Origin of the sequence: Sphingomonas silueang (assembly GCF_040049155.1) — a bacterium.
In the GTDB taxonomy this organism is placed as follows: domain Bacteria; phylum Pseudomonadota; class Alphaproteobacteria; order Sphingomonadales; family Sphingomonadaceae; genus Sphingomonas; species Sphingomonas silueang.
Genome location: NZ_JBDZDK010000014.1, coordinates 80,251 through 94,221 on the forward strand (window position 1 = coordinate 80,251; position 13,971 = coordinate 94,221).

Sequence of the window (13,971 nt, forward strand, 5' to 3'; positions counted from 1 at the left end):
TTCGTCATTCCGGCGAAGGCCGGAATCCATGGACGGGGCGACGGCAGCACGTCCATCGCGAGCACCCGACACAATGGATTCCGGCCTGCGCCGGAATGACGGGAAGGACCGGGTGGGGGTTGCGTCCCACAAATCCCCGTCATTCCCGCGAAGGCGGGAATCCATATACGCAACGGCTGCGCATCCTGCCGTCAGACCAGCGCATCCGAACTCCCGCCGCCGGATCGACGAACGCTACCCCAATCGCCCCAGTGCCGCATGCAGCCGCGCGGCCTCGGCCATCTTGTCGGCATGATCCGCGCGCGCCTTCTCCACCGCTTCCGGCTTGGCCCGCTCGACGAAGCTCGCATTGCTGAGCCGCCCGGCCAGCGCGTCGCGCTCCTTCTCGGTCGCCGCGATCGCCTTGGTCAGGCGGGCGCGTTCGGCGTCGAGGTCGATCACCTCACCCAGCGGCAGGACGAAGGTCGCCTCGTCGACCACGATCTGGAGCGCGCCGCCCGCCGGTGCCTCGCCGTCCGCCCGGTCGACGCGGGCAAGCCGCGCCAGCACCGCCGCCTGCGCGTCCAGCCGCGCGACCGTTTCCGCCGACGCATCGCGGACATACAGCGGCAGCCGCGCGCCGGGCGGCACGTTCAGTTCGGTCCGCGCCGCGCGGATTTCGCTCACCAGCCGGATCAGCCAGTCGATCTCGGCCCGTGCCGCCGGATCGATCGCCCGCGCATCCGCCATCGGCCAGCGCGCGACGATCAGGTCGTTCGACCGCTCTCCGAGCGCGTGCCACAGTTCCTCGGTGATGAACGGCATGAACGGGTGGAGCATCACGAGGATCTGGTCGAGCACCCAGCCCGCGACCGCGCGCGTCTCCTCCCCGCCTTCGGTCCCGCCCTGCAACACCGGCTTGATGAGTTCGAGATACCAGTCGCAGAACCGACTCCACACGAACTGATAGACGGTGTTCGCCGCCCCGTCGAAGCGCAGGTCGGCGAGTGCGAGGTCCAGTGCCTGCACCGTCTCGATCGTCTCGGCGACGATCCAGCGGTTGACCGCCAGCTCGGCCGTCGGCGGCTCCAGCGTGGCCGACGCGCCGATCCCGTTGGCCTGGGCGAAGCGTGCGGCGTTCCACAGCTTGGTCGCGAAGTTGCGATAGCCCTCGACCCGCTTCTCATCCATCTTGATGTCGCGGCCCTGGCTCTCCATCGCCGCCATGAAGAAGCGCAGCGCATCGGCGCCGTACGCATCGATCAGCCCCAGCGGATCGACGGTATTGCCTTTGGACTTGGACATCTTCGCGCCGTCCGCGGCGCGGACGAGGCCGTGGAGATACAAGGTCTTGAACGGCACTTCTTTCATGAAGTGCAAGCCCTGCATCAGCATCCGCGCATCCCAGAAGAACAGGATGTCGAACCCGGAGATCAGCACGTCGTTGCTGTAGCGCCCGCCGAGCGTCGGATCGCCGTTCTCCGGCCACCCCAGCGTCGCGAACGGCCACAGCGCGGAAGAGAACCACGTATCGAGCACATCCTCGTCCTGCCGCAGCACGACGCCCTCGCCCGCCTCGGCCTGGGCCTCGGCATAGGTTTCGGCGACGAACACCCGCCCGTCGTCGGCGAACCACGCCGGGATGCGATGCCCCCACCACAGCTGGCGCGAGACGCACCACGGCTGGATGTTCTCCATCCAGTTGAAGTACGTCTTTTCCCACGACTTGGGCACGATCTTGACCGCGCCCGATCGCACCGCCTCGATCGCCGGTTTCGCCAGCGTCGCCGCGTCGACATACCATTGGTCGGTCAGCCACGGCTCGATCACCACGCCCGAGCGGTCGCCATAGGGCGTCTGGATCTTGCGCGGCTCGGCGTCGTGCTCCGCGCCGTCCTTGTCGACGTACGGCACGAGGAACCCCTGTTCCTTCAGCGCCGCGACCACCGCCTTGCGCGCAGTGAAGCGTTCCATCCCGACATATTCCGCCGGGATCAGCCCGTCCGCCGTCTGGCACACCCGCGCCTCGGCATCGAGCATGTTGAGCATGTCCGCCGCCCGGAACCCGGCGCGCTTGCCGACCTCGAAGTCGTTGAAGTCGTGCCCCGGCGTGATCTTGACCGCGCCCGACCCCAGTTCGGGGTCGGCATGCTCGTCCGCGACGATCGGAATGAGCCGCCCGGTGATCGGCAGCCGCACCTGCTTGCCGACCACTGCCGCATAGCGTTCGTCGGTCGGATGCACCGCCACCGCCATGTCGGCCAGCATCGTCTCGGGCCGCGTCGTCGCGACCTCGATGAAGCCGCTGCCGTCCGCCAGCGGGTAGCGCAGCTGCCAGAAACTGCCCTGCACCTCGCGCGTCTCGACCTCCAGATCGCTGATCGCGGTGCCGAGGCCGGGGTCCCAGTTCACCAGCCGCTTGTCGCGGTACAGCAGCCCCTCGCGATAGAGCTGCACGAACACTTTCAGGACGGCGGCGGTGAAGCCCTCGTCCATGGTGAAGCGTTCGTTGGCCCAGTCCATCGAACAGCCCAGCCGCCGCAGCTGCCCGGTGATCGTGCCGCCGGATTCGGCCTTCCATTCCCACACCTTGGCGACGAAATCGTCGCGGGCGAAGTCGGTGCGCTGCTGCCCGTCGGCCGCCATCTTGCGCTCGACCACCATCTGCGTCGCGATGCCCGCATGGTCGGTGCCGACCACCCAGCGCGCGTCCTTGCCCTGCAACCGCGCATGGCGGACGAGGATGTCCTGGAGCGTGTTGTCCAGCGCATGGCCGATGTGCAGGCTGCCCGTCACGTTGGGCGGCGGGTTCACGATCGTCCATGGCTGCGCACCCGGGCGTTCGGGACGGAACAGGCCGGCCTGTTCCCAATGCGGATACCAGCGCGCCTCGATGGCGGCGGGGTCGAAGGTCTTGGGCAGTTCGCTCATGCCCTGCCGCATGGCGCGGATGGTGCGGTCTTGCAAGGGGCGCGGGGGTGGCGAAGTAGGTTGGTTCACGCGAAGGCGCGAAGACGCGAAGAAGCAGGAAGTTTTCGCGCAGAGACGCAGAGGCGCAGAGAGGATGCGGTCGCCGCAACCGCCTGGCGCGCCAGCGGCCTTGTCCAAACCGGCAACCATGATGTCAGAGGCTGCGCCGGACAGGCTGCGGCGGCAGCGCGAGCAACGCCTCTGCGCCCTCTGCGCCTCTGCGCGAAAATCTATCTTCCGGCCCTTCTTCGCGTCTTCGCGTGAAAAACCTTCTTTCCTGACCGACGTGACGCCAGCCTCAACGCCCGCTGATGCGCGCGATTTCCTTCGCCACCATTTCCTCGACGATGCCGGGCAGCTTGGCGTCGAGCCAGTCGCGCAGCATCGGGCGGAGCATCTCGCGCACCAGCCCTTCGAGCGAATCGGCGCCCGGCGTCTCGGGCTTCACCAGCATCCGCGACAGCTGGTCGAGCGCGCCCCGGCTCGCTTCGGCGGCACGCTCGGAGACGATCGCGGCGTCCACGCGCGGGGCGGGCGCGGGCGGAACCGGCGCAGGCTCGGGCGGGGCGACCGCCACCGGCTCGGCAGGCGGCGCTTCGGCACGGACCGGCTCGACCCGCGGTGCCTCGACCGGCGCGGGCGGCGGCGGCGCGGCGACGCTGTGGTTCAGCTCGAGGATGTCGTCGCGGTCGTCGATGTCGCGCGTGCTCGGGCGGATCGCCTTGCGCCCGCGCAGCGCCTGCGCCGATCCGTCGCCTTCCTCGGCGATGATGCGCTTGATCGAGGACAGAATGTCTTCCATCGACGTCTCCGCTCCGACATCCCCCATCGCGACCCTCATGCCTGTACTACCCTGTTAGAACGATCAGTTGTCGGGCCTGGGAGTCGACGTGTCAACGCCCGCTGCCGCCCCTTCGGCCCCACGCCGCCGGTCCGGCGCGTCGAGCCCTTCGGTCGGGGTATAGGGATTGGCGGTGCGCTGCAACGCGGGATCGAGCTCGCGCGTCACGACCGGGGTCTGCGCGGGCGTGTTGACGGTGCCCGGCGCCACCGGCACCGGCGCGGGATCGTCGCTCCAGTCCCAGCTCTTGCCCCGTACCCGGTCATAGTTCGCGACCGGATCGTACAGCGCGCCGCCGTCCAGCCCCAGGTCGCGCGCCTCCGCCCGGCCCATCGCCGCCAGCAGCGCGAAGCCCGCGACATAGGCGTCGCGGCGGGCCGACACCAGCTGCACCTGCGAGTTCAGCAGTTCCTGCTCGGCATCGAGAATGTCGAGGATGGTGCGGGTACCGACGCTGTTCTCGGCGCGCACGCCCTCCAGCGACAGCTTGTTGGCGGCGATCTGCACCTCGGACGACTGGATCACCCGCAGCGCCGACTGCCACGCGGCAAAGGCGGAGCGCGCGTCGGAGACGACCGCGCGCTCGGTCTGCGTGACCTGCTCGATCGCGACGCCCTCCAGCGCCTGTGCCCGGCGGATCTGCGCGGCGGGGCGACCGCCCTGATACAGCGGCAGCGTCATGCGCACGCCGCCCTGCGCCTGCCCGCCGTCCTGTTGCAGCACGATGCCGTTGATCGACTGCGCCGAACCGAGGAAGCTGGTGTAGCTGCCGGTGACGAACGCCCCCACCTGCGGCAGCCGGTCGGCGCGCGCGACCTTCACGTCGAACCCCGCCGCGTCGCTCGCCCGCTGCGCCGCGACCAGCGCGGGGTTGTTGGCCACCGCCACCCGCACCGCGCCGTTCGGATCGGCGGGCAGGTTGGGCAGCCCCGGCGGTGGATCGAGCCGCCCGGCGGGGGCGCCCGTCACCTCGACATAATTCTCGCGGCTGGTCACGAGGTTCGCCTCGGCCTGCTGCAACTGCGCCTGCGCCTGCGCCAGCCGCGCCTCGGACTGCGCCACGTCGGTCCGGGTCAGGTCGCCCACCTGGAACCGGTCGTTCGACGCGCGCAGGTTGACCTGCAGCACGCTGACGTTCTGCTGGTTCAGCCGCACGATCGCCTCGTCGCGCAGCACATCGTTGTATGCCGCAACGACCTGGGTGAAGACATTGGCCTCGGTACTGCGCAGGCTGGCGCGGCCCTGCGCCACGCGGGCGTCGGCGGCGCGCACGCCGTTCTTCACCGCACCCCCGGCATAGAGCGGCAGCGAGGCGGTCGCCTGCGCCTGGCCGATGCGCGGCGCCTGGGCAAGCCCGCGCGTCTGGGTGTTGAGCAGCTGTTCGGTGGCGGTCGCCTGCGCCGTCACCTGCGGCAGCCCCTGCGACCGGGCGATCGGCACCGTCTCGTCGGCGGCGCGCAGGTTGGCGCGCGCCCCGGTCAGCTGCGGGTTGGTGGCGTACGCCCGGGCCAGCGCCTCGCGCAGCGTCTCGGCGCTTGCCGGTGCCGCCAGTACCATAGCCAGTGCGGCCCCCGCCGCGAATCTACCCCCCCGCATCATGCTTCCTACTACCTTGCGAACTGGAACGTCTTGGGCCGGGCGAACCCCGGCAGGATCACGCAGTCGAGATCGGCGAAATCGACGAGGCCGAAGCCGCCTTCGGTCCGGCGCCCCAGCGCCACCCGGGTGACGCCGCGGTCGACGAGGCCCGTGACGAGCCGCCCGCCCGGCGCCAGCTGGTCGACGATCGCCTGCGGCACGGTCTCGACCGCGCCGTCGATCAGGATCACGTCATAGGGCGCGGCGGCGGCCCAGCCGTCCTTCAGCGGCCCCTCGACCAGCGTGACCTTCGCATCGGCGATCGCGTCGCGCGCGGCGGCGACCATGTCGGCATCCTCCTCGAGCGCGACGACCGATCCCGCCAGCCGCGCGGCGACGGCGGCGGCATAGCCGCGCGCGGCGCCGACCACGAGCAGCCGGTCGCTCGACAATATCTCGGCGGCGGTCAGCAGCCGCCCGGTGATGAGCGGCGGATTGACCGCGCGACCGCCCCCCAGCGGCAGCGGCGCGTCGCGATAGGCGACGGCGGCCTGTGCGGCGGGCACGAACGCCTCGCGCGGCACGTCGCCCATCGCCTCGACCACGCGCGGGTCGCTCACCGCGCTGGTGCGCAGCTGGCTGACGACCATCGCGTGGCGCATCGCGGCAAATTCGGACGGGGAACGGGTCGCTTCGGTCATGATGGCCATCCTGTCGCACAACTGTTTTAGGTGCGCAATACACATCGCGCAGGTTCGGGCCTGTCTATCGCGCTGCGGCATGCTCGCCAAGCGAGGCGGGGCGTATATTTTGTGCATGCGCGGTTGACAGGCGGCGGCGGTACGCGCAATTGCCCGCCTCCCACGACATCGAGGCGCGATGGCGGAGTGGTGACGCAGAGGACTGCAAATCCTTGCACCCGGGTTCGATTCCCGGTCGCGCCTCCAGTCGGGTTCCCGACGATCCCGGTGGAAGGCAGGACGTGATGCCGCCGCATGTGCTCACCCTGTCCTGCGCCGACCGGATCGGCATCGTCGCGGCGGTCAGCGGGCATCTGGCGGCGATCGACGGGTTCATCCTCGACAGCCAGCAATATGCCGACCTCGAGGCAGGTCGCTTCTTCCTGCGCGTGGCGTTCCACGGTGCCGGTCCCGCCTTTCCAACCGCCACCGAAACCCTGCGCGCGGGGTTCGCGCCGATCGCCGAACGCTTCGGGTTCGACTGGTCGATCGATCCGGCGGACGCGCGGATGCGGATCGTGATCGCGGTGTCGAAGGGCAGCCATTGCCTGAACGACCTGCTCCACCGCTGGAAATCGGGCGACCTGCCGGTCGATATCGTGGCGGTCGTCTCGAACCACGATCACCTGCGCGCGCTGACCGAATGGCACGGCGTGCCGTATCACCACCTGCCGATCGTGGACGGCGACCGTGCCGCGCAGGAAGCGGCACTGCTGGCGGTGGTGCAGGACAGCGGCGCCGACCTGCTGGTGCTCGCCCGCTACATGCAGGTGCTTGGCCCCGCCCTCGCCCACGCGCTGTCGGGGCGGTGCATCAACATCCACCACAGCTTCCTGCCCAGCTTCAAGGGCGCCCGTCCCTATGCCCGCGCGCACGACCGTGGCGTCAAGCTGATCGGCGCGACGGCGCACTATGTCACCCACGACCTCGACGAAGGCCCGATCATCGAGCAGGCGGTCGAGCGGGTCGACCACCGCGCGACCGAGGCCGACCTGATCCGCATCGGCCGCGATATCGAGGCGCAGGTGCTCGCCCGCGCGGTCCGCTGGGTCGCGGAGCGGCGGGTGTTCCTGAACGGCCACCGCACGGTGGTGTTCGGGTAGCAGCCGTGCATCGCTCCCCTCCCTGACAAGGGAGGGGAGAAGCCGAACGCCCACCGCGTGACGAAACCTTCATCTTCCGCTCACCGCCCTGCCTGACGCTGCGGCGTAGCGCGTGGCCCCGACTGCATGAGGGTAGCGACGTTGAGCAAACCGATTTTCTTCGATCCCACCGGACGGCGCGGGCGCTTCGCGCGGCGGGGGGTGGCGCTGCTGATCGTCGCGGTGCTGCTGGCGGCGCTGGCGTTCGCGACGACGCTGGTGCTGACCCCGCGCTCGCTGGGGCTCCCGCTGCCGTTCGCGCGGCGGCATGGCGAGGCGTTCGCGCCGTCGGGCGACAAATATGCCCGCAACGCCCGCTGGCTGCCGCGCCGCGCCGCACCGTCGCCCGGATCGCCGATGACGATCGGCTTCTACGCGCCCGACACCGCGGGCGGCATCGATTCGCTGCGCGCCCACGCCGGCCGGCTCGACTGGGTGGTGCCCGCGCTGGTGACGGTGCAGGGCACGAAGCTGAGTGTGGTGCAGGACCGCGAACTGAACCATTTCATCGCCACCACGCCCCACGCGCCGCGCCTCGTGCCGATGGTCCAGAACATCGCCAACGAACAATGGGATGGCACCGGCACCGCTGCGATGCTCGCCGATCCGGTGCAGCAGCGCCAGCTGATCGCCGCGCTGGCCAGCTATGTCGCGCAGGCCCACGCCGGCGGTCTCGTGATGGATTACGAAAGCCTGCCCGCCGCCGCCGTCGCGCGCTATCCCGCCTTCCTCGCCCGGCTGAAGGCGGCGCTGCCCGTCGGCACGCAACTGGCCGTCACCGCCCCTGCGGGCGACGGCGACTGGGATCTCGCCAAGCTCGCCCGCGTCACCGACCGGGTGATGCTGATGGCCTATGACGAGCATTGGGAAAGCGGCACGCCGGGCCCGATCGCGTCGCAGCCATGGTTCCTGACCCAGGTCGAATCCGCGCTACGCAAGGTGGGTCGCGACAAGCTGACCGTCGCGCTCGGCAGCTACGGCTATGACTGGCACGGCGGCGCCGCCGACGCGCTGTCGATCGAGGAGGCATGGCTGGCCGCGCACGACGCCGGTGCCCGGATCGGCTTCGACCGGGCGAGCGGCAACGCCGGCTTCGCCTATGACGACGAAGGGGGCACGCACCATCAGGTGTGGATGCTCGACGCCGCGACCAGCTGGAACCAGATGGCGGCGCTGCGCAAGCTCGGCCTCGACGATGTCGCGCTGTGGCGGCTGGGCAGCGAGGATGCGGGCTTCTGGAACGATCTCGCCGCCTTCCGCACCCCCGCCAAGGTGCCCCGGCTCGACGCGCTGCACACCGCGCTCAACGTCGATGTCGAGGGCAGCGGCGAAATCCTGAAGATCACCGCCCGCCCGACCGAGGGGCGGCGCGACCTGCGCTTCGACCGCGACGGGCTGATCGCCGACGAGGCGTATCGCACGCTCCCCACCCCCTATGTCGTCCAGCGCACCGGCGCTGCGGACCCCAGGGCGATCGCGCTGACCTTCGACGACGGTCCGGACGCCAGCTGGACTCCGCCGATCCTCGACGTGCTGGAAAAGGCGAAGGTTCCGGCCACCTTCTTCGTCGTCGGCGAGAATGCGCTCGAACATCCGCAACTGCTTGGGCGGATGGTCGCGGACGGCGACGAGATCGGCAACCACAGCTACACCCACCCCAATCTCGCCACCACCGGCGAGCGGACGACCAAGCTGGAACTCAACGCCACCCAGCGGCTGATCGAGGCCTATACCGGGCGGTCGACCACGCTGTTCCGCGCGCCCTATTTCGGCGACGCCGAACCGACGACCATGGACGAGATCGCGCCCGCGCTGCTCGCGCAGCAGCTGGGCTATACCGTCGTCGGGCTGCACGTCGATCCCAACGACTGGCAGCGGCCCGGCACCGACGCGATCGTGACGCAGGTCGTGAACCAGATCGCGGCGGCGGCGCCGGAGAATGCGGGCAACGTCGTGCTGCTCCACGACGGCGGCGGCGACCGGGCGCAGACATTGGCGGCGCTCCCGCGCATCATCGCCACGCTGCGGGCGCGCGGCTATCACTTCGTCACCGCGTCGCAGCTGGTCGGCGTGCCGCAGGCGGTGGCGATGCCCAAGGTGACGGGCCGCGACCTGCTGGCGGTGCGGACCGACGTGGCGATCTTCGTCGTGCTGGCGGTCGTCTCGATCGCGCTGGCGTGGCTGTTCTACCTCGCCATCGCGCTCGGCATGGCGCGGGCGGTGCTGATGGCGGTGCTCGCATGGGGTCAGTCGCGGCGCGAACGCCCGACCCCGCCCGACTACCGCCCGACCGTCTCGGTCATCATCCCGGCATATAATGAGGAACGGGTGATCGCCGCCTCGGTCGCGCGGGTGCTGGCCAGCGAATACAGCGACTTGCAGGTCATCGTTGCCGACGATGGTTCAAAGGACGCAACCAGTGCGATCGTGCGCGCGCAGTTCGCCGACGATCCCCGCGTCCTGCTGCTGACGCTCAGGAACGGGGGCAAGGCGGCGGCGCTGAACCATGCGCTGACCCATGCGACCGGCGAGATCGTCATCGCGCTCGACGCCGATACCCAGTTCGAGCCGCTGACCATCGCCCGCCTCGCGCGGTGGTTCGCCGATCCGAAGCTGGGCGCGGTCGCGGGCGATGCGCGGGTCGGCAACCGGGTGAACCTCGTCACCCGCTGGCAGGCGGTCGAATATATCACCGCGCAGAACCTCGAACGCCGCGCGCTGGCCGGGTTCGATGCGATGACGGTGGTGCCCGGCGCGGTCGGCGCATGGCGGCGCGCGGCGCTCGACGCGGTCGGCGGCTATCCGGAGAACACGCTGGCCGAGGATCAGGACCTGACCATCGCGATCCAGCGCGCCGGGTGGCGCGTCACCTATGACCCGAACGCCGTCGCGTGGACCGAAGCGCCCGAGAGCTTCAGGGCGCTGGCCAGGCAGCGCTATCGCTGGGCGTTCGGCACGCTGCAATGCCTGTGGAAGCACCGCGCGATCCTGCGCACCGGGCGGCCCCGCGGCCTCGCGCGGATCGGCCTGCCGCAGGCGTGGCTGTTCCAGATCGCCTTCGCCGCCATCTCGCCGCTGATCGACCTTGCGCTGCTGCTGTCGATCGTCGGCACGATCGTCCGTGTCGTGCAGCACGGCTGGGCGCAGACCAGCGGCGACGTGGGGACGATGGGGCTGTACTGGGTCGCCTTCACCGCGATCGACGTGGCTTGCGGGTGGGTCGCCTATCGCCTCGACGGGAACAAGGCGCGTTATCCGGCCCACCTGCTGGTCGCGCAGCGGCTGGTGTACCGCCAGATCATGTACTGGGTGGTGCTCCGCGCGATCGCCTCTGCCATCGGCGGGTTCGTCGTCGGCTGGGGCAAGCTGGAGCGGACGGGGAGCGTACAGGCGGCGTGAGGGGGGCGCTGAGAGCGTGGCAATGCTCCCCTCCCTGGAAGGGAGGGGAGTAGCCCGACCGTCGATCCGACCTACCCCATAACCGTCATCCGCACGACCAGCCCCGGCCGGTTGTCGCCGAACGACAGCGTACCGCCATGCAGATGCGCCACCGCCGCCACCAGCGACAGCCCGAGCCCCGCACCCGCTTCCTGCCGCGCCGCATCCAGCCGTCCGAAGCGCCGGAGCGCTTCCGCATGCCGGTCGGGCGGGATGCCGGGGCCGTCATCCCGCACCGTGATCGCCGCCCCGCCCGGCACCGCCTCGACGGCGAGCGACACTGCGCCCGCGCCGTATTTCAATGCGTTGTCGACCAGATTTGCCACCGCCTGTCCGATCATCTCGCGGTGCGCCGACACGATAAGCGGCGGCCCTGCCACCGCAACCAGCGTCATCCCCCGGTCCTCGGCCAGCGGCTCGAACAGTTCGGCCACCTCGGCGACCAGCGCGGTCAGGTCGGTCGGTACGAACGCCTCGCGCCCGATCCCTGCCTCGGCACGGGTGATGCGCAACGCGGTGTCGAGCATGCCGAGCAGCCGCTCCCCCTCGTCCATCGCGCGCAGCACCGCCACGCGCCCCTCCTCGCTGTCCGCCGCCGCCAGCGCGCGCTCCAGCGTCGCGCGCAGCCGGGTGAGCGGGGATCGCAGGTCGTGCGCCAGCGCGTCGGTCGCCATCTTCAGCTCGGCCACCAGCCCCGCGATCCGGTCGAGCATCGCGTTCACCGCCGCGCCCAGCGCCTCGAACGCATCGTCGCCGCCCTCCAGCACGACGCGCCGGTCGAGGTCGCCCGCCGCCACCGCCGCCGCCGTCTCGACGGTCCGGCGCAGCCGCTGCGCAATCATTCGCGCCGCGACCCATCCCGCGATCGCCGCCAGCAGCAGCGCCACGACCATCGCCGCCGCCATCGCCGCTTCCATCGCGCCGACGAACGCCAGCTCGCCCTCGATCACATGGCCGGTCAGCAGCCGCGATCCGTCGGACAGGCGGGTGGCGATCACCCGCATCCGCTCGGGGACCGCGCGGTCGATCCGCGCGATCTCGATCGTCGCCGCCGGGCCGGGATCGATGCCCTCCGGCCAGCGCGGCACATTGCCCGCCAGCACCCGCCCCGCCCCGTCGGTCAGCAGCACCACCGACTGCGGCCGGTCGCTGCGGTCGAGCCGCGCCAGCACCGCCCGCCGCAACCCGGCCTGCCCGCGCTCGCTCCATGCATCGAGCAGCATGGCGCGCGCGTGCTCCGCCTCGCCGGTCGCCGCCTCCGTCAGCCGGTCGGTCGTGATCTGCCGCACCGTCAGCAGCACCGCGCCCGCGCCCGCGATCTGGAGCGCGAACACCAGCGCGGCGAAGCGCAGCGTGGCCGACCGCCCGATCAGGATTCGCCCCCCAGCTTGTAGCCCGACCCGCGCACGGTATGCAGCAGGCGGCGGTCGTGCCCGTCGTCGATCTTGCGGCGCAACCGGCTGATGTGCACGTCGGTCACGTTGCTGCCGGGGTCGAAGTGGTAATCCCACACGCCCTCCAGCAACATGGTGCGCGTCACCACCTGTCCGGCATGGCGCAGCAGATATTCGAGCAGCCGGAACTCGCGCGGTTGCAGGTCGATGACGCGCTCGCCCCGCTTCACCCGCCGCGCCAGCAGGTCCATCTCCAGATCCTCGCAGTGGAGCTTCGTCTCGACCGGCTGCGCCCCACCCGTGCCGCGCCGGAGCAGCAGGCGGATGCGCGCCAGCAGCTCGGCGAACACGAACGGCTTGGTCAGATAATCGTCCGCGCCGCTGGTCAGCCCCGCCACCCGGTCGTCGGGCGTGCCCATCGCGGAGAGGATCAGTACCGGCGTCGTCACCCCCGCCGCGCGCATCGCCGCGATCGTCGCCATCCCGTCCATCTGCGGCAGCATCCGGTCCATGACGATACAGTCATAGCCGCCGTCGATCGCGTGGAACAACCCGTCGCGGCCGTTGGCGGCGCGGTCGACCACGAACCCCGCCTCGCCCAGCCCCTTGGTGATATAGCCCGCCATTTCGGCATCGTCCTCGACCAGCAATATCTTCACGCACCACCTCCGTCGGCCCGTGCCATATCAGCGGCATCAGCCCTTCGTCACCCATGGCAGCGGTTGACATGTGCTTTCGCCATGCCTGACATGCCCCCATGCAGCCCCCAAGGTCGCGCGGTCCCAAGCGCATCACCATCGTCGAAGTGGCAGCACATGCCGGTGTCTCGACCAAGACCGTCTCGCGCGTGCTCAACGGCGAACCGCATGTGAAGGAAGCGGTGCGCGATCGCGTCCGCGCGGCGGTGCGCGAACTCGACTATCACCCCAACGTCATGGCGCAGGGGCTGGCGCGGCAGCGGTCGCACCTGATCGGCCTCGTCTACGAGAACCCCTCGCCCAGCTACACGGTCGAGTTGCAGATGGGCGTGCTCGACCGGCTGCGCGGCGAGCCGTACCAGCTGGTCGTCCTCCCCGTCCGCTCGATCGCCGAACATGCCGACGAGGTGGTGGGGATGCTGCGCTCGGCGGCGGTCGACGGGGTGGTGCTCGCCCCGCCCGCGTCCAACAACCGCCGCATCCTCGACGAGCTGACCGGCATCGGCATGCCCTTCGCCCGCATCGCGCCGACCGCGTGGGAAGAGATCGGCCCCGGCGTGACCCTGAACGACGAGGTCGCGGCGGAGGATATCGCCCGCCATGTGCTGGCGCAGGGCCATCGCCGCGTCGCGATCATCCTTGGCGATGCGACGCACAGCGCGACCGAGCAGCGTATGGCGGGCTTCGAGCGCGCCTTCGCCGCCGCCGGGGTCGCGATCGATCCTGCGCTGGTGGCGCAGGGCAAGTTCACCTTCGATTCCGGCTTCGCCGCCGCGCGCATCCTGCTCGACCGGGCGGAACGGCCGAGCGCGATCCTCGCGCAGAACGACGACATGGCGGTCGGCGCGCTGATGGCCGCGCGCGAGATGGGGATCGACGTGCCGCACGCGCTTTCGATCGCGGGCTTCGACGATTCGGAGATCGCGCGCATCGCGTGGCCGCGCGTCACCACCGTGCGCCAGCCGGTGTACGACATGGCGGTCAGCGCCACCATGCTGCTGCTCGATCAGTTCGCGGGCAACGCGGTCCCCCCGGCGGTGGCGCACGACCACCAACTGATCGAACGCGAATCCGTCCGCCCGTTCGAGGGCTAGGTGTTTGATCCACTTGCGTGGATGCGGTACCGGCCCGCTCCCCCACCCGGCCACCCATCAGGATACTTGCGTGGGTGGCCGGGTGGGGGAGCGGGCC

The 13,971-nt window shown here is 70.4% G+C and carries 9 protein-coding genes and 1 tRNA gene; 4 read left to right on the forward strand and 6 right to left on the reverse strand.

Annotation, left to right across the window (positions count from 1 at the left end; translation table 11 throughout):
- Positions 1 to 234: 234 nt before the first annotated feature.
- From ABLE43_RS14100 to ABLE43_RS14115, 4 genes are all read right to left on the reverse strand, one after another.
- Positions 235 to 2,910 (reverse strand): valine--tRNA ligase, encoded by a 2,676-nt coding sequence (locus tag ABLE43_RS14100; protein ID WP_348979069.1) that lies wholly within the window; start codon positions 2,908 to 2,910, stop codon positions 235 to 237.
- Between the two features lie 337 nt (positions 2,911 to 3,247).
- Positions 3,248 to 3,751: a DUF2497 domain-containing protein gene (locus ABLE43_RS14105; RefSeq protein WP_348979070.1), complete on the reverse strand. Its 504-nt coding sequence runs from the start codon at positions 3,749 to 3,751 to the stop codon at positions 3,248 to 3,250.
- Positions 3,752 to 3,814: 63 nt separating this feature from the next.
- Positions 3,815 to 5,386, reverse strand: a complete 1,572-nt coding sequence (locus ABLE43_RS14110) for a TolC family outer membrane protein (RefSeq protein WP_348979071.1) — start codon at positions 5,384 to 5,386, stop codon at positions 3,815 to 3,817.
- 11 nt (positions 5,387 to 5,397) lie between these two features.
- Complete coding sequence (locus tag ABLE43_RS14115; protein ID WP_348979072.1) at positions 5,398 to 6,069, reverse strand: protein-L-isoaspartate O-methyltransferase family protein; 672 nt, start codon at positions 6,067 to 6,069, stop codon at positions 5,398 to 5,400.
- A 172-nt stretch (positions 6,070 to 6,241) separates the two neighbouring features.
- Here ABLE43_RS14115 and ABLE43_RS14120 point away from each other — a divergent pair.
- The 3 genes from ABLE43_RS14120 (at position 6,242) to ABLE43_RS14130 (ending at position 10,649) form a co-directional block, all read left to right on the forward strand.
- Positions 6,242 to 6,315, forward strand: a tRNA-Cys gene (locus tag ABLE43_RS14120).
- Between the two features lie 38 nt (positions 6,316 to 6,353).
- Positions 6,354 to 7,211: a formyltetrahydrofolate deformylase gene (purU, locus tag ABLE43_RS14125; protein WP_348979082.1), complete on the forward strand. Its 858-nt coding sequence runs from the start codon at positions 6,354 to 6,356 to the stop codon at positions 7,209 to 7,211.
- A gap of 141 nt (positions 7,212 to 7,352) precedes the next feature.
- Positions 7,353 to 10,649: a trifunctional glycoside hydrolase family 18/polysaccharide deacetylase/glycosyltransferase family 2 protein gene (locus tag ABLE43_RS14130; protein ID WP_348979073.1), complete on the forward strand. Its 3,297-nt coding sequence runs from the start codon at positions 7,353 to 7,355 to the stop codon at positions 10,647 to 10,649.
- 71 nt (positions 10,650 to 10,720) lie between these two features.
- Here ABLE43_RS14130 and ABLE43_RS14135 read toward each other — a convergent pair whose 3' ends face one another.
- Positions 10,721 to 12,022 (reverse strand): sensor histidine kinase, encoded by a 1,302-nt coding sequence (locus tag ABLE43_RS14135; protein WP_348979074.1) that lies wholly within the window; start codon positions 12,020 to 12,022, stop codon positions 10,721 to 10,723.
- 35 nt (positions 12,023 to 12,057) lie between these two features.
- On the reverse strand, positions 12,058 to 12,741 hold the full coding sequence (locus ABLE43_RS14140) for a winged helix-turn-helix domain-containing protein (protein ID WP_348979075.1): 684 nt from the start codon (positions 12,739 to 12,741) through the stop codon (positions 12,058 to 12,060).
- Positions 12,742 to 12,839: 98 nt separating this feature from the next.
- Here ABLE43_RS14140 and ABLE43_RS14145 point away from each other — a divergent pair, with 98 nt between their 5' ends.
- Positions 12,840 to 13,874, forward strand: a complete 1,035-nt coding sequence (locus ABLE43_RS14145) for a LacI family DNA-binding transcriptional regulator (RefSeq protein WP_348979076.1) — start codon at positions 12,840 to 12,842, stop codon at positions 13,872 to 13,874.
- Positions 13,875 to 13,971: the final 97 nt, after the last annotated feature.